Raw genomic sequence first — 16,632 nt, forward strand, 5'->3', positions numbered from 1 at the left:
GGCGTTCTTCCGATAATACCATGAAAGCCTTCGTCGATATAATACATTCTTTTTATGGATGCCAGTTCATTCTTATAATTAATATTTTCAGATATATCTTTCAGGGTCTCGACTGCACCAACAATCTCTTTTTTCTCATTAAAAAGCACAGTTGCGCTCTTAACAACTGGTATGGTTCTGTTATGGCTGTTGGTAATCACACATTTTTTTTCCCTGACAAGCTCTTCAGAAAAAAGACTGCACCAGTTCTTTCCTTTACCTTTTCCAATAATCTTGCATCCGGTGCAATTCAAAATCCGGCAGGATTGGCCTTTTAGTTCTTTTTCGGTGTAACCTGTGATCAACTGGGCCATTTGATTGGCTGCAACAAAAATTCCCTTCTCATCAACGATGATAATACCATCCTGGACGGAATCAATAATATGCCGCCATTGTTTTCCAATTTCCATACTACCTCCACAAAGATTAACACTGTTAATCAACAAGTTAACATATCATTAACACACTTGCAATAAAAATAGTTAAAACTCGATAGTAAAAGGAGGCTATATATTTATGAATCTCTTTTAATTTTAATTAGTTATAACAATAAATATTGGATTTTTTTACAATGGCACACTCATTGCTCTATGATTTGATTAACATAATTTACACTGTAACTTTAAGGAGAACAAATGAAAGTAAACAAAGTAAAAATCTTACTTCTGGCCTCGCTGGCAGGTCTGGTACTGCTGACAGGATGTACGGCAACTAAAGCGGTAAAGACCGCAGCAACTCCAGCCGAGGACACCGCATGGATGTTTCATGACATCGTGAATGCCAAATTTGTAAAGGCACATATGGCTGTTCCCATGCCTGAAAATGTGATGATGATTGATGCAAGGCCGTACAAGGGTAAATACGCAAAAGGACATATTCCCGGGGCCATCAGCATTCCTTTCTCGCAATTTGATAAAAAAATAAATCTTCTGCCAAAAGATAAAAACACCCTCCTGATTTATTATTGTGAGGGAGTTAAATGCAAACTCAGCCACAAATCCGCCAAAAAGGCTGAAAAGTTAGGCTACAAAAATGTAAAGGTATATGCAAAAGGATACCCTGAATGGGTCAGCCTGAAAGACAATTATGGTTCTCTCAGCGCTGAACATGTAGCAAAACTGATCGCTGATAATAACACCGTAATTGTTGATGCCAGACCCAAAAAGATTAAATTTGATAAAGGTCATATCCCTACAGCTATCAGTATTCCCTTTTCTCAATTTGATAACTTTAAAGGAAAACTGCCACGGGACCTTAACACCCCGGTTGTTTTCTATTGCGGTGGTCTTAAATGCCGACTAAGCCATAAATCAGCAGCAAAAGCCCTTGAAATGGGCTACACCAACGTAAAAGTGTTTGCTAAAGGATACCCCGAATGGAAAAAAACCTATGGACAATCCAGGGCGACCATTCAGGTGCAAGCTGGTGAAGTTGAAGGGTCAATTGATCTTGAACGATTCAAGTCCATTATCGCAAACAATCCCGAATCCATTCTGCTCATTGACGTAAGAGATGCAGATGAATTTGCAAAAGGATCCTTTAAAACAGCCGTGAATATCCCGATTGAAAAACTTGAGCCCAAAATCAAGGACTTTCCCGATACCAAACCCATTGTTTTTGTTTGTCCAACAGGCGCAAGGAGTGGTGAAGCGTTTTACATGGTAAAAGATGTTAAAAAATCCTTGAAAGATGTCTATTATGTGGAAGCTGAAATTAATTTTAAAAGTGACGGAAATATTGAGATTAAAAAACCTAAATAAACTCGATGTTACCTAATAAATAAGAATCAGAAGGAAAATATAACATGTTTAAAAAGAATATGGCCGCCCTCATGATGATAATATTTTTACTTGTATCCTTTTCCATGGCGTTTGCCTCTGAAGGACCGGACGGCAACGATAGAAAAGGCAAATACACATATCGGAAGGTATATAAAGCCTGTGCCCAAACCGGCGAGGTTGAATCTGCTACCCCTACAATAAGCCCTGCCGATAAAACAATGGTACAGTGGCAAGAGATTTTTGAAAACAAAAACTTTGATGAATTCGGCTGCAAGGATAACTGGGCAGGGCTTCCTGATAAGGATGTCCTTGACGTTTATTCATATTTCTATAAACATGCATCAGATTCGCCCACACCTGCTAAGTGCAAATAATAATTATTTCTAGGCGCAAACAAAAAGGGCGGCCATTTTATCCCGCCCTTTTTAATTAAGAATATTTAACAACCTCATGGAGATGTCTATGGAAAAACGGTATTTTATACTGACAGGCCTGACTATGCTCACTATAACAGCACTCGTTTTATCCTTTCAGGCTGTCTTTGCATCAACGCCCCCTGACGGAAAAGAAGCGTTGGGGCGCACACTTGCCAAACAGGCAGTGAAGAACAGTAAACGGTGGACTACAGTGGATCACGCAAAGATCGATGCGTTAAACCAGAATTTTACATCTGGTGAAGAAATCACTAAAGCCTGCATATCCTGTCATTCCGAAGCGGCTACCCAGTTCCATAAATCCATTCACTGGACCTGGCTGGCTTCCGGGGACAAAAGCGATATGCGATATGGCAAGGCAGGATATTCTGTGAATAATTTTTGTATTTCAGGAAATGCCATGGAAGACAAAAGCTGCCTGGCATGTCATCCTGCCTGGAATAAAAAAGGGTCCCAAGGTGTAGTCAACTGCCTTCAATGCCACAATTCATCGGGATTTAATTTTGAGGAAGCCCTTGGGGACATTGAGGCATTTTCTAAAGATGATGATCCTGACACCAAAGAGATGATGGAAGATATCCAGAATGAAGTCAAAGAGGCTGTGAGCAAGGTGACGTTTCCCACCAGAAAAAATTGTGGCGACTGCCATTTTACCGGCGGAGGCGGAGATGGTGTAAAACATGGTGATCTTGACACCTCTCTGACAAAGCCGAACAGGATGCTGGACGTGCATATGGGAATCGACGGCAAAAACTTTTCATGTACCCGGTGTCACACAACAGTGGATCACAATATTGCCGGCAGAATCTACACAAATCCAGCCGTTACAAAGCGGAAAAGTCTGATTGAAGATGATCTGGCGCCAAAAATCACCTGTGTTTCCTGCCATAGCAGCGAACCCCACAAAAATGATTCAAAATTGAATGACCATACAGATGTGGTTTCCTGTCAGGCATGTCACATTCCAAAATACGCAAGGGTGAACCCCACAAAAATGTGGTGGGACTGGTCTAAGGCAGGAAAGATGAAAGACGGCAAACCCTATGTTGAAAAAGGTCCTTTTGGAAAACCGGTTTATAAATCCATTAAAGGGGAATTCAGATGGGAAAAAAATGTAGTGCCTGAATATTTCTGGTCCAATGGCTCACAGACCAGTACAACAGCAGATGATGTCATTGATCCTGGTCAAATTGTAAAAGTCAGTCATCCCGTTGGCGACAGGACTGATCCGGAAGCCCGGATTTTTCCGTTCAAAATTCATCGGGGAAAACAACCCTATGATAAAGTTAACAAAAAACTTTTAGCGCCTCTGCTTTCAGGGGAAAAGGGTTACTGGACAACACTTGATATGAATGACGCCATTGAACACGGCAATAAGGCCATTGGTATCCCATATTCCGGAGAATTCGATTATGTGGAAACAACCTATGCATTTCCCATCACCCACATGGTTGCACCCAAAGAGAATGCAGTGAACTGCACTCAATGCCATATCAGGGAAAACTCAAGGCTGGCCAATATAACAGGGCTGTATATGCCTGGAAGAGATAAATCATCCCTGTTTGATACCATTGGATGGCTCTCGATTTTTGGTGCCCTGGCAGGTGTATTGCTCCATGGTTTGGGACGATTCTTTACCCGGAACGGCAAGGAGGATTAAATGAAAGACAAAAAAATTATTAAAATTTATCTTTACACAAGATATGAGCGTCTATGGCACTGGCTCCAGGCATTTATGGTTATCAGCCTGATCGTCACCGGACTTGAAATTCATGGAACATATAAATTGTTTGGCTTTCAAACAGCCGTCAATATCCATAATTTTATCGGCCTGTCCTGGCTGATTCTATTTGCCTTTTTTGTATTCTGGCTATTTACAACAGGGGAATGGAAACAATATATCCCCACAACCAAAAAACTGTTTTCAGTAATCCTCTATTACTCCTGGGGAATTTTTCAGGGCAAGCCTCACCCGGTTCAAAAAGCAAAAGGGGCCAAGCACAACCCCCTGCAGCGGCTGGCATATCTTGGCATTTCCGCCATGCTGCTGCCAATTCAAATGGGCACAGGTCTGTTATACTACCTGTATAACGACATACCGCAAGTTTTGCCCCTACCGGTATTGGCTGTCATACACACCCTGGTTGCACTTTTCCTTTTAAATTTTCTGGTCATCCATCTTTATATGACGACCACAGGTCATTCCCTTTTCAGCCATATTGCAGGAATGATTACAGGCTGGGAAGAAATTTACGAAACAACTAAAATTGCAGGCTGGGAAACCCAGGCGACAAAAAAAGAATAAACCAGCTTTCGAATTCAGACCCCGTATTTTTTACAATGCTTTTTATCAACATCCTGGTGATGAATCCTGTTAACCTTAAAGATGTTGTGATACATTGTGAATAACTGAAAGGACTGAACCCGATGAAAAAGAAAATACTGGCGTCAAGGCTATACCCTAAGGCAGGAATCAGGCTCCTGGAAAAAGAGGATTTTCATCTTACTCTGTGGAAAAAAGAACGCCCCATGACACAAGTCGAACTTATTGAACAGGCGAGGACCCATCATGCCCTTCTCTGCACCCTGACCGACCGAATTGATCGACATTTTTTAGATGACTGCAGCCACCTTGAAATCATCTCCCAGTTTGCCGTTGGGTATGATAATATTGATATTGCCTCGGCCACGCGTCTTGGTATTCCTGTCGGGTTTACCCCTGACGCCATGAGTGAAGCCACCGCAGACATCACATTCGGCCTGATGATAGCTGTTGCAAGGAAAATGTTTTTTCTGCATAAAACCATTATCAACGGCCAGTGGGGACATTTCAATCCTACAGGAAATCTTGGCTTTGAGCTGAAAAATAAAACTCTGGGTGTATTCGGGCTCGGGCGTATCGGTATTAAAATGGCCCAGCGCTGTAAAAATGCTTATAATATGGATATCATTTATCATAACCGGACCCGGAATAAAGCGGCGGAAAAACTTTTGGGTGCAGCATATGTCGACTTTGACGATCTTCTGGCGCAAAGTGATGTGCTGTCGGTTCATTGCGCATTGACACCAGAAACAAAAGAAATTTTTAGCCGGTCCGCCTTTAAAAAAATGAAATCCTCAGCAATTTTTATTAATACCGCCAGAGGGCCTATCCATCATGAAAAAGACCTGACCCGAGCCGTCCTTTCGGGTGATATCTGGGGAGCAGGCCTGGATGTGACAAACCCTGAACCCATGCAGCCCGATAATCCCCTGTTATTCATAGAAAATGTCTGCGTTCTTCCCCATGTGGGGTCGGGCACGATAGAAGCCAGAAAGCAGATGTCTGTGCTGGCAGCCATGAATATCATCAAATTTTACCGGAATCGCCGGGTGCCCCATATCGTTAATCCGGAGGTTCTGGAATCGTGACCATTGAAAGCTCCCTGTTACAAAAAATGAGACAAGATGCTGTCCGCATCTTTAATGAGGGACTTGCGGCTGTAGATCCAAAAATTTGTATTCATCGCTGCTGCAGGGTTGAAAACAACGTTCTCAAGGTGAAGAATAAGGCATATAATCTGGATAAATTCGAACGGATCTTTGTTCTTGGCGCGGGAAAGGCCGGGGCATCCATGGCCTGTGCCGTGGAAGAAATTCTGCAGGACAGGATAACTGCCGGAATTGTCATTGTAAAGTATGGCCATATTAAAAACCTGAAAAGAATAGCGATCGTTGAGGCCGCCCACCCGGTGCCGGACACAAACGGTGTTGCCGGTGCAGAGAAACTCTTGAAAATGGCCTGCCAGGCTGATGATAAAACCCTTGTCATCTGCCTGATTTCCGGTGGCGGTTCCGCATTGATGACTCTTCCGGCCCACGGATTGACCCTGGAAGATAAACAGAAAACCACAAGGTTGCTCCTTGACTGCGGTGCCACCATTCATGAGATCAATACCATCAGAAAGCATTTGTCCCGGATAAAAGGGGGTCTTCTTGCAAAAACCGTGTATCCAGCCCCCATGATTTGTCTTGTTCTGTCCGATGTGGTGGGTGACGACCTTGATATCATCGCTTCAGGGCCCGCTGTGGCGGACAAAGGAACCTTTGGGCAATGCCTTGAAATCATTGAAACCTACGGCATAAAAGATCACCTGACCAGAACTGTTCTACAGCACTTTAAGAAAGGTTCCAAAGGCCTTATCCCTGAAACCTTGAAACAGGGAGACTCCGTATTTGAAAATATTTTTCATACCATCATCGCAAGTAATATCAACGCACTTTTAAGCGCTGAAAAAAAAGCAAAACAACTAGGATACCGCACGCAGGTTCTTTCTTCCATGATCGAAGGGGAAACCACTGACGTGGCAAACGTCCATACTGCCATTGCCCGAGAAGTCCTTGCTACAGGACACCCTTTGAAACCACCGGCCTGCATCCTGTCAGGCGGTGAGACCACCGTCACCATAAAAGGGAGAGGGAAAGGCGGCCGCAACCAGGAATTTGCCCTTGCTTCTGCCATAAGGATAAAAGATCTTGAGCATACCGTCATCCTGAGTGCAGGCACGGACGGTACGGACGGCCCCACAGACGCGGCCGGTGCCATTGCCGATCATACGACTATCCAAAGGGCTGTGGCTCTGGACCTGAAGCCCGAACTATTCCTTGAGGAAAACAATACCTATTCATTTTTTGACCGCATTTCAGATCTTTTCAAAACAGGAGCCACCCACACCAATGTTATGGACCTGAGGATTATGCTGATCCGGTAATCCGGATCGACAAAGAGAGGAATCGCAGACAGGGGGGGGGGTTACCTGTTGTCCAGAAGATATCTAATCGTCTTCAGGGACTCTTCTTTACGAACAGGTTTCAGTAAAAAGCCATCCACACCCATATCATGAAAATTATCTTTGTTGATCTGTTCGCTGAAACCTGTACAGATGATGACCGGAATATCAGGCCTGATCTGTTTGATCCTATATGCCAGTTCCAGTCCTGCCACGATCGGCATTGCCATATCGCAGATGACAATGTCAAAAGTCTCGGGCCGGGTCTTAAATTCATTTAATGCATCAAGGCTCTTAATAAAAGGTGTGACAATATACCCATACCGTTCAAAGGTCTTTTGCTGAACTTGCACAATAAAGGGATCATCATCAACAAAAAGAATCGATTCATTCCCATACAGATCCTTTTGTTTGTCATTATTAGCCCGAGTGGTAGTGGTGTCAAAGGGGACATAACCTCGGGGAAGATAGACCCGGAAAAGAGTCCTCCTTCCCGATTCATTGGAAAAACAGATATCTCCACCGTATTTTTTTAAAATATGGGAAATAACGGAAAGTCCGATTCCTGTTCCTTTTTCTTTTGTTGTAAAATGGGGATCAAATATTTTGTTCATTATAGAAGCCTCTATACCCTTCCCGGTATCGCCAACGCTTAAGCAGACATAAGTACCGGGAGTCAGGGCCAGGTCTCCGGGGACATCCCGGGTGATTTCAATCTCTTTCAGTGTTACATCAAGAATTCCGTCATCATTCCCCATGGCTTGAAAGGCATTGGTAATCAGGTTCATGACAATCTGATAAATGTGAGTGGAATCTGCCATGACTGGTCCGCATTCATTGTCAATGGTCTGAATAATTTTTATATTGGCTGGCAGGGTTGACCGGTTCAATTTTAAGACTTCCCTGATAATGGGCTGGATTTTTATGAGGCCGACCTCAAGATCCGCCTGGTGACTGAAGCTGAGAATCTGTTTCACCAGATTGCCGGCCCTGTTGGTACCGATAAGAACATTTTTGAGAGCCGCCTGGAGTTCTCTGTCACAGGCTGCATCTTCTATCAAAATTTCGAGATTACCAACAATAGGATGAAGGATGTTGTTGTAATCATGAACAATGGCGCTTGAAAGTACACCAATGGCTTCCACCTTCTGTCTCTGTTCAAGCTTGCGTTCCAGTTTTGTTTTTTCCTGTTCTGCCTGTTTCAGGCCTGTAATATCACAAAGCATAAGCCTTATCTGCCTGCCGTAAAAATGCAAATTTTCATTAATAGAAACATAGACCCTGATCCATAACAGGTCCTGGCTTTTTTTTAACCGAATATCAAAGGAGTGAGACGTCAGGTCAGAAAGGCTGTTTTTGTCTAACTGGAGGTTTTTTTGATCTTCCTTGTGAACAAAACTAAGAAAATCAGTGTTAATTAAAAGGTCCTTTTCAACACCCAACATTTCAGCAGCAGTCAGGTTGCCACTTTTAATCATTCCTTTTTCATCAAGGGTCACATATCCAATGGGTAGAAAATCATAAAACCGAGATTGATCTTCCCGGAGGATGTCAAGACAATCCGGTACCACCGGAATAGTTCTATGGGGCTTGGAGTTTTGGTTGATTGTCAAGTGAACCTTTTTCTCCTAATCTATCCAACGTAATTTAATTAAAAATTCATATCATCTAGAATAAAAAAGGCAATGATTATGCCAGAGTATTCAATAAATTAAAATTTTATTAACTATTTTAATTTATTGAATAAAAACTTCTTTTCGATCCAATTGGAAAACCAGAAAGATAAAAAAAGTGCACGGGTTTGTGAGCGCAAACCAGGCCAACAACAGCACAAAACATATAACCCCTTGAAATATAAAGAAAAAAAGGAGTGCCTATAAATATGGCTATTTTGCACATATTTATAGGCAAACTACGGGAAACAAGACCCTGCAACATGAAAAAAGAAAAAGAGGAAAAAGAAATCCTCTTTTTCCCTTGTTGCGATTTTGCCTGCACATAAGAATGTGCACTTCTCAAGGAGTATTTGTTTTTGTTCTGTTTTAAATATTAAGAAATATTCTTTTAATTTCAAATGGTTATAAAATATTTTCTGGAAATAAAATCCGTGGCCCCTGCCTTGCTATATTGATAACCAACGAGATGATAATTGTATCGTAATTTTAACTAACCAGGAAAACAAAGGAGAAAAAAGATGAAAAAACTCATGGTAAAATTATTTGTAATTGGTGTTTTGGTTGCCGGATATGCACTGCCTGTTCTGGCATGTGGCAGTGGCGGGCCTTAATTCTTTCTTGAAAAAAATGCCTGTTCATTAAGACAAAACAGGTTAAGAAAAGCACGGTATCCTTTCTCTCGTGCTTTTCTTTGCCAATTGGTCCTGACTTCAGGAACGTTTTAATAAAATTTGAGATACTTGCATATGTATCTTCTCTGTGGTAAATTTTTTCCTCTTTAAACACATATCAATAAGGAGGAAAGATGAACCAGTCAAGCCTGTTTTCATTCTTTTTCACTAGTTTTTTTTTCTTAAGCCTGGTTATCCTGCCAGGCTGTACTAATCAGGAAGAAAAAGAAATAACACAAAAGGCTGTATCCGAACCTGTGCCTGTCTTGGGCGGAATTTACCGGGCACCTTTACGAAGCAATCCTGCCACACTTGATCCCGCTTATGTTCAGAATGAATATGGTGTATCCATAGTAAAACAGTTGTTTGATGGACTTGTCCGGTTTGATCCCTATCTATCGGTTTTACCGGCCCTGGCTGAAACATGGCAGGTAAAAGAAAAAGGGAAAGTATACCGGTTTACCTTAAGAAAAAATGCCCGGTTTCATAACCTGGAACCTGTCACTCCAAAAGATGTGGTTTTTTCCTTCAACAGGCTTTTGCGGGCAGACCCCCCTCCTGCTGTTCTGCCCCATCTGCTTAAAATTTCCGGGGCAAAGGAATACAGGGCCAAAACCCTTGAAAATGTCCCGGGACTGGAAATTGAAAGTGACACAGTTTTTAAGGTCCGCCTGGAAGAATCCCATGTGCCCTTTCTGACTGCCTTGGGCATGTATCAGGCCGCTATTGTTCCTCAAAAAGAGGTGATCCGGCTGGGGAATAATTTTGGAAACCATCCCGTGGGAACCGGCCCGTTCAGGTTTGTGTCATGGGATGGGGGAAAATCTGTCCACCTTAAGCGGTTTGAAGACTATTATGCCGAGCCTGCTTTTCTTGATGAGATCCATTATAAAATCTACCCTGGAGGGCAGGACCCCCTGGTGTTAGCTGATTTTCAGAATGGTATTCTTGACGAAATGGCAGTCTACGGGGATGTTAGAGAAAAACTTGCAAACACAAAGAAGCTTCAATGGTTTCACAGACCCTCCCTGAGCCTCTTTTTCTACGGTATGAACCTGAAACATCCCAACCTTGCAAATCCGGATCTTCGAAAGGCCCTTTCCATTGCCGTTGACCGCACTGCATTTGTCAACCAGATCTATAAAGGTCGGTTTGAAATTGCCAGAACCATTCTGCCACCCGGTATGCCGGGGTATAATCCCTTGAATCGGATGGAGGACAATAACCCGGATCTTGCCCGCCGGCACTTGAACAGATCCTCTGGCAAGACGATGAAGGATCAACCTGAATTGGAAATTGTGTCAGCTCTTCAATTCCCGCGAGTGGAAAAGGAACTATCTATGATCAAAGACTTCTGGGCCGGACTCGGTATAAAGCTCAGGGTAAAATACATCACGGACTGGGAAAAATTTGAAGCCTATTTAAGATCAGACTCTGTCCAGCTCTACCGGTATGCCTGGTTTGCAGACATGCCTGATCCAGACAGCTTTTTATATTCCCTTTTTGCCTCTGAATCCCCAACCAATTTCATGAAATTTCAGGATGAAAATGTGGACCGGATGCTGTTAACTGCCCGGGGGATTGTGGACCCGGTTGAACGGGCAAAGATGTATCAAAAGATCGAAGCAACCGTCATAGACTCCGCACCCCTGATCCCGCTTTTTTATATGAGTGTGGACCGGGTGTATCAATCCTATGTTAAATCCGTGAACGTGAGTGCCCTTGGCGCTCATACCATGCCACTCAATAAAATCTGGCTGGACAAATCTTCACGAAATGACTGACTCTTTACAAAAGAACGGTTTGCACCCGGAAAAAAAATATAGATTTATTTCCCTGCGCTATCGATTCATCCTTATCACCTCAATTATGCTCATGCTCATGCTGGGCACCCTTGCCCTGGTCCTGGGGATGCTTCAAACCCGAACCATCCGGGGGAAAATTGAGGAACAGGGGATGGCTATTGCAAAGAATCTTGCTGCCATATCCATCGAGCATCTGATCACTTATAACTATGTTGCCCTGGAAAAACTGGTCAACCAGGCTGTCAAAAACCCAGAGATCCTTTATGTGATCATCCATGACAAAGAAGGAAGGGTGGCTGGTTACAGCAAAAGGCCTGATCTCCAGAACAAGGTGTTGTCAGACAAAGTCAGCCTTACTGCTGTTGAAGTAAAAGAACCTTTGATTTCAGTCCATTCTCCTGAATCAGGAGGCATCCCTGTCATGGATGTGGCCGTACCTGTATACCTTCCCGGTTCCCGGGACCGGTGGGGAACCATACGGGTCTGCTTATCCCTTGAACTGATGCGCCAGCAGATCCGCCAGACCCTTTGGACCATTCTTATTCTGGGATCTGTGGCTCTTGCCATCGGCACCCTGATCTCCAACTGGGCTGCCCAGCGGGTCACACGGCCTCTGGAAACATTGGTTAAAGCCACCATTGAAGCAGCCCGGGGGAATTTAAAACAAAAAATTTCCATTCACACCCGGGATGAAGTGGAGATTCTGGCATCCAATTTTTCCTTTATGATCCGTGAAATCCTTGCTCAAAAACAGCAATTGGAAAACCACCTCAAAGAAATCAAACGGTTGCAGCAATATGCCGAGAAAATACTGGACACAATGAGTGACGGCCTTTTGGCCGTTGATATGAATAAAATTGTTACGGCTGTCAACCCTGCAGCCCTTGCCATCCTGGGCATCCCTCCGGGCCATACCGTAAAAGGCCGCTCTGTCTTGGAATTTTTTGATAAAAACACACAGTTTTCTGCCTATATACTGCAATCCCTTGAAAACCCTTCAGGGCCAAACCAGCGTGAGATTCATCTGCAACAAGGAGAAGATACAAGGGTACTCCTGGCAGGTTCAGGTGTTCTTGAATCGGATGAAAAAAACTCCAGGCAGCTCATATTCAACCTTAATGATATTACTGCCCTCAAAAGACTTGAGGCACAGATCCGCCAGACACAGCGGCTTGCGGATCTGGGAACCATGGCTGCCGGCATGGCCCATGAAATTCGAAATCCCCTTTCTGCCATCAAAACCTATGTGGCATTGTTGCCGGGAAAAATTGAAAAACCAGATTTCCTGGAAAAGTTTCAAAGGACTGTTCCCAGGGAGATCAACCGGCTCAACACCCTCACTGAAGAACTCTTAGAGTTATCAAGGCCGCCAAAATACAATTTCAGGCTGACAGATATCCGGAAGTTGTTAACCCTGAGCATTGAATTGCTGGAAACGGATTTTAAGGCCAGTGGTATTGACTGCCAATGGGATATTCCAAATGAACTGCCCAAGGTCATGGCAGATGCAGACCAGCTTGAAAAAGTATTTATAAACCTCATGCAGAATGGGGCCCAGGCAATGCCCAATGGCGGGGTGATCTCCATTCATGTATCCTGTAAAAACACTTGGGTGGTCATAGATTTCAGGGACACAGGCCATGGATTTTCAGCTGAACTGGCCCAGAATATTTTTAATCCGTTTTTTACCACCAAGGCCAAAGGGACCGGGCTGGGGCTTGCCATCACTCATAAGGTGATCTCGGAACACGGGGGGCAGATAGAAGCAAAAAGCAAAAAAGGCGAGGGCTGCTGTTTTTCAGTTAGTCTGCCAGGAAAACAGGCTTAGGAAACATTTTTGTCCCGGGTAAGATTCAACGCTTTCATTTTCTGAATAAGGGTGTTCCTGTGAATTCCAAGAAGATTTGCAGCCCGGGTCTGATTCCACCGACAGTTCTGAAGGGCCCGCAGGATGTAGAGACGTTCAAAGGACTGGCGAGCCTGGATCAATCCCTTGTTTTCTCCAGCACCTTTTTGCCCCCCTTTTATGGATTCCCTGTGGAACAAAAGATCAAAGGGAAGGTCTTTTTCATCAATGAATTGATTTTCTGATCCCAGCACCACCATCCGTTCGATAAAATTTTCCAGCTCACGGATATTTCCAGGCCAGGGATAGGCCTCCAGCACGGCAAGGGCAGCCTGGGTAAAGCCTTTTATGCTTTTATTCATCTGACGGTTGAACCTGTCCAGAAAAAAATCTGCCAGAAGCGGAACATCGCCTTCGCGGCTGCGAAGGGGCGGCAGCAATACCGGAACTACATTAAGCCTGAAATAAAGATCATCCCTGAATAAGCCTTCTTTCACCATCTCCTCCAAGCTGATATTTGTGGCGGCAACAATTCGGACATCCACTTTAATGGTGCGATGGCTGCCCACCCGTGTGAATTCCCTTTCCTGGATAAACCTTAAAAGCTTTGCCTGGAACTCAGGTTTCAGGCAGGAAACTTCATCCAGAAAAATGGTGCCCTGGTGGGCAAATTCAAATTTACCTATCGTCTGCTTATAGGCGCCGGTAAAGGCTCCCTTCTCATGGCCGAATAATTCTGCTTCCATAAGTTCTGCCGGTATGGCTGCACAATTAATAACAACAAAGGGCTTATCTGTGCGCAGACTTGCATTGTGAACTGCCCGGGCGACTAATTCTTTTCCGGTTCCACTCTCTCCTGTAATCAGGACATTGCTCGATGTTTCAGCAACTTTTGCAACCCGATCAAACACAGCAGCCATATTTTTTGAGTTGCTGACAATTTCGGTCTGCCAGGACACCGAAACTGCCTGGGACCTATGAAAATTGACCTCTTTGATGAGATTTCGTTTTAACAATACCTTTTCCAGACGGTTCAATATAATTTCATGGTCAAATGGTTTTGTAATATAGTCATAGGCCCCGTGTTTAATGGAATCCGTGGCTTCCTGGGCACGGTCAATGGCAGAGACCATGATGATATCCAGATTCTTGTCATGGGCCTTGATCCGTCTCAAAGCTTCAATTCCATTCATTTCAGGCATTACAATGTCCAGGAAAACAAGGTCAAACACCTGGTTTTTAATCTCTTCAACGGCCTTGAACCCGCTGTCAACACAGACAACATCATAATTATCCTCAAGGATCACCCTTAGGGCATCCCTTATGGCTTCATCATCATCTACCACCAGAATCCGTGCGTGTGTTGAAATAATATTATTCCCCGCCAAAAATGTAATATCCTTTCTTTTTATCCATTCATATCCAAAAGCCTGCCTTCACATCACCACGAATACTACAGATTCTTTTTTTTTACCATAGTTTCAAATGAATTTTCGAAACGATTCTTTTTGTAATGTCATGCAAATGTTGTATAACAGATAAAAACATAATTTTAAAAAAAGGATTTCCCATGAATTTAGACATTTTTAAAACCATGACTAAAAAAGAACTCCAGACCTACATTGAATTTCTTTTATGGAACTACAGGGTCATGGATGCATTCTGGTTTATCAGGATCGCTGAAAAATTTGATCAGCCAACGGCAGAAAAGATCAATGAACAGGTCTGGGACCGTGTAGCAGGGGATGCTGCCAAAGATCTTAAGAAAAAATTTAATATCCCTGAAAAGGGACTTGCAGGGTTTGTTAAGGCATTAAAATTATTCCCCTGGTGTATCCTTGTGGGCTACAATTTTGAGGAAAAAAAAGATGAGGTGATCATTACAGTGCCTTCGTGCCCCACCCAGCAAGCCCGTCTCAAACGCGGCCAGGGAGAATATGTCTGCAAATACATGCACATGAAGGAATTTGAAAGCTTTGTAAAAGTGATTGATGAGCGCATCAACGTGGAATGTGTGTTTGCGCCGCCGGACCCTCACCCGGATGATATGTTCTGCAAATGGCGGTTCACGTTAAACGGTTAAGACAGATCCCCTTTTCTGATCTTGCCAAGGGAAGTACGGGGAAATTGTGATTTAAAGGTTACCTTTTTAGGCCATTTGTATTTTGCAAGCTTGCCCTGACACATGGCAATGACATCCGCCTGAGTCAGGGATGCACCAGATGACACGATAACAAAGGCATGCCCTGTTTCTCCCCATGTCTCATCAGCCATTCCTATGACAGCCACATCCTCAATATCCGGATGGAGTTTGAGAATTTTTTCTACTTCTGCCGGATAAACGTTTTCCCCGCCTGAAATATACATATCCCCTGCTCTTCCCTTCAGGTAGAAAAATCCATCCTCATCCATACGGGCCAAATCTCCTGTCCGAAGAAACCCGTTTTTAATAGTCTCTTCTGTTTTTACGGGGTCCTGCCAATACTCTTTCATCATGATAGATCCCCGAACAACAATCTCGCCTGTTTCACCCGGTTTTGCCGCTCTTCCCCGTTCATCCAGGATGGAGACCTCGGCATGGAAAACAGGCCGTCCCACAGTTCCCGGCTTTTTCAAGGGGTCATCTTCAGACGCCCACAACAGGATTGAGGTTTCTGTCTGACCCATGATCTGACGGAAGGCAAGGCCGGCTTCAGCACATTTTTTGATCAGGTCCTGATTCAGTTTTTCCCCGCCTCCGGCGCAGACCCGCAGGGAGGAAATATCACTTCGCTTTTCCGGATCAACTTTTAATAATTCCCTGTATACCGTAGGAACTCCTAGAAATTTGGTCACCCGATATTTTTCAATATCCCTGTAAATCGTAATAGGATCGAATTTCCTGTGAAGGACAATGGTTGCCCCTTTATAAAAAATCGGGGCTGCCTGGATAAACAGGCCGCCCGAATGAAACAAAGGCAAAAAAATCAGCATGATATCACTGAAATGAAGCTTGAAAAAAATATCGGCATTCAGGCAGTTAAAAAACGTCTTTCGGTGGGACAGAACCGCTCCCTTTGGCTTCCCGGTTGTACCGGATGTATACATGATCACCTGGGGTTCTTCAGGATCAGCAGGCCCAAGAGACCTTGTCAGAAAGGCCCGCTTTCCATCAAAATTTTTTGTTTCTTCAACAAAATCAAACATCCTGCCGTTAAACTGAGCCTCTCCCACAACCGCCACCATCATGGGAGGCAGATAGCTTTCCAGCTCAAGTGCATTCACTGCATCGGCAAATGCGTCTCCATGGACAAAAAGCCTTGGGCGGCAGTTTTTAATAAAATAATCCAGTTCAACCGATGTAATACGAAAATTTATAGGAACAAAAATAGCTCCAAGCCTGGCACATGCAAGAAACAAATCGAGAAACTCGGGACAGTTATTAAGCATCGCGGCCACACGGTCACCCTTTTCAATCCCTATGGACTGAAGCCAGCAGCTTGTCCGGTCCGCCCGCCTGCAAAGCACTTGATAAGAGATGGTCTGTTCTTCAAACAGGATCGCCGCCTTGTCCGGTGTCAGCTCAGCCCAGCGCTGCACCCACCAGGCAATATTCATGGATTTAATCATTT

At 43.9% G+C, this 16,632-nt stretch carries 13 protein-coding genes; 9 read left to right on the forward strand and 4 right to left on the reverse strand.

Features of this window, described 5'->3' with window-relative positions; all coding sequences use genetic code 11:
- Window positions 1-449: PAS domain S-box protein (locus HGJ91_RS05355; RefSeq protein ID WP_291346676.1), on the reverse strand; the 449-nt coding region annotated here is incomplete at its 3' end.
- A 225-nt stretch (window positions 450-674) separates the two neighbouring features.
- Here HGJ91_RS05355 and HGJ91_RS05360 point away from each other — a divergent pair.
- From HGJ91_RS05360 to HGJ91_RS05385, 6 genes are all read left to right on the forward strand, one after another.
- Window positions 675-1,799: a rhodanese-like domain-containing protein gene (locus HGJ91_RS05360; protein ID WP_291346677.1), complete on the forward strand. Its 1,125-nt coding sequence runs from the start codon at window positions 675-677 to the stop codon at window positions 1,797-1,799.
- A 44-nt stretch (window positions 1,800-1,843) separates the two neighbouring features.
- A complete protein-coding gene (locus tag HGJ91_RS05365) occupies window positions 1,844-2,194 on the forward strand; it encodes a cytochrome c family protein (RefSeq protein ID WP_291346678.1) in 351 nt (116 codons plus the stop codon).
- A gap of 88 nt (window positions 2,195-2,282) precedes the next feature.
- The gene (locus HGJ91_RS05370; protein WP_291346679.1) at window positions 2,283-3,914 is read left to right on the forward strand and encodes a tetrathionate reductase family octaheme c-type cytochrome; all 1,632 of its coding nucleotides are present in this window, start codon (window positions 2,283-2,285) and stop codon (window positions 3,912-3,914) included.
- Window positions 3,915-4,559 carry a cytochrome b/b6 domain-containing protein gene (locus HGJ91_RS05375; protein WP_291346680.1) on the forward strand — a complete coding sequence of 215 codons (645 nt, stop codon included), beginning with the start codon at window positions 3,915-3,917 and terminating at the stop codon, window positions 4,557-4,559.
- A gap of 122 nt (window positions 4,560-4,681) precedes the next feature.
- On the forward strand, window positions 4,682-5,665 hold the full coding sequence (locus tag HGJ91_RS05380) for a D-glycerate dehydrogenase (protein WP_291346681.1): 984 nt from the start codon (window positions 4,682-4,684) through the stop codon (window positions 5,663-5,665).
- The gene (locus HGJ91_RS05385; RefSeq protein ID WP_291346682.1) at window positions 5,662-7,005 is read left to right on the forward strand and encodes a glycerate kinase; all 1,344 of its coding nucleotides are present in this window, start codon (window positions 5,662-5,664) and stop codon (window positions 7,003-7,005) included. The genes HGJ91_RS05380 and HGJ91_RS05385 overlap by 4 nt, the downstream gene beginning before the upstream one ends.
- 41 nt (window positions 7,006-7,046) lie before the next feature.
- On the opposite strand, the gene HGJ91_RS05390 is transcribed toward HGJ91_RS05385, so the two are convergent.
- Window positions 7,047-8,636 carry a response regulator gene (locus HGJ91_RS05390; protein ID WP_291346683.1) on the reverse strand — a complete coding sequence of 530 codons (1,590 nt, stop codon included), beginning with the start codon at window positions 8,634-8,636 and terminating at the stop codon, window positions 7,047-7,049.
- Window positions 8,637-9,504: 868 nt separating this feature from the next.
- Between HGJ91_RS05390 and HGJ91_RS05395 the strand changes: the two genes are divergently transcribed.
- Window positions 9,505-11,154, forward strand: a complete 1,650-nt coding sequence (locus tag HGJ91_RS05395) for an ABC transporter substrate-binding protein (protein WP_291346684.1) — start codon at window positions 9,505-9,507, stop codon at window positions 11,152-11,154.
- Entirely contained in the window at window positions 11,147-13,003 is a 1,857-nt protein-coding gene (locus HGJ91_RS05400) for an ATP-binding protein (RefSeq protein WP_291346685.1), read from the forward strand. The genes HGJ91_RS05395 and HGJ91_RS05400 overlap by 8 nt, the downstream gene beginning before the upstream one ends.
- Here HGJ91_RS05400 and HGJ91_RS05405 read toward each other — a convergent pair.
- Entirely contained in the window at window positions 13,000-14,409 is a 1,410-nt protein-coding gene (locus HGJ91_RS05405) for a sigma-54 dependent transcriptional regulator (RefSeq protein ID WP_291346686.1), read from the reverse strand. The two genes, HGJ91_RS05400 and HGJ91_RS05405, sit on opposite strands and share 4 nt — an antisense overlap.
- Before the next feature lie 182 nt (window positions 14,410-14,591).
- Here HGJ91_RS05405 and HGJ91_RS05410 point away from each other — a divergent pair, with 182 nt between their 5' ends.
- Window positions 14,592-15,104, forward strand: a complete 513-nt coding sequence (locus tag HGJ91_RS05410) for a DUF6125 family protein (RefSeq protein ID WP_291346687.1) — start codon at window positions 14,592-14,594, stop codon at window positions 15,102-15,104.
- Here HGJ91_RS05410 and HGJ91_RS05415 read toward each other — a convergent pair.
- On the reverse strand, window positions 15,101-16,630 hold the full coding sequence (locus HGJ91_RS05415) for a class I adenylate-forming enzyme family protein (RefSeq protein ID WP_291346688.1): 1,530 nt from the start codon (window positions 16,628-16,630) through the stop codon (window positions 15,101-15,103). The two genes, HGJ91_RS05410 and HGJ91_RS05415, sit on opposite strands and share 4 nt — an antisense overlap.
- Between the last annotated feature and the right edge of the window lie 2 nt (window positions 16,631-16,632).

The sequence above is a fragment of the Desulfobacula sp. genome, assembly GCF_014237455.1.
Taxonomy (GTDB): Bacteria; Desulfobacterota; Desulfobacteria; order Desulfobacterales; family Desulfobacteraceae; genus Desulfobacula.

What these genes read in the sequence shown, in the direction of transcription:
- HGJ91_RS05360 (WP_291346677.1), top strand. Translation starts at nt 675, where the DNA reads ATGAAAGTAAACAAAGTAAAAATCTTACTTCTGGCCTCGCTGGCAGGT.
- HGJ91_RS05365 (WP_291346678.1), top strand. Translation starts at nt 1,844, where the DNA reads ATGTTTAAAAAGAATATGGCCGCCCTCATGATGATAATATTTTTACTT.
- HGJ91_RS05370 (WP_291346679.1), top strand. Translation starts at nt 2,283, where the DNA reads ATGGAAAAACGGTATTTTATACTGACAGGCCTGACTATGCTCACTATA.
- HGJ91_RS05375 (WP_291346680.1), top strand. Translation starts at nt 3,915, where the DNA reads ATGAAAGACAAAAAAATTATTAAAATTTATCTTTACACAAGATATGAG.
- HGJ91_RS05380 (WP_291346681.1), top strand. Translation starts at nt 4,682, where the DNA reads ATGAAAAAGAAAATACTGGCGTCAAGGCTATACCCTAAGGCAGGAATC.
- HGJ91_RS05395 (WP_291346684.1), top strand. Translation starts at nt 9,505, where the DNA reads ATGAACCAGTCAAGCCTGTTTTCATTCTTTTTCACTAGTTTTTTTTTC.
- HGJ91_RS05400 (WP_291346685.1), top strand. Translation starts at nt 11,147, where the DNA reads ATGACTGACTCTTTACAAAAGAACGGTTTGCACCCGGAAAAAAAATAT.
- HGJ91_RS05410 (WP_291346687.1), top strand. Translation starts at nt 14,592, where the DNA reads ATGAATTTAGACATTTTTAAAACCATGACTAAAAAAGAACTCCAGACC.
- HGJ91_RS05415 (WP_291346688.1), bottom strand. Translation starts at nt 16,630, where the DNA reads ATGATTAAATCCATGAATATTGCCTGGTGGGTGCAGCGCTGGGCTGAG.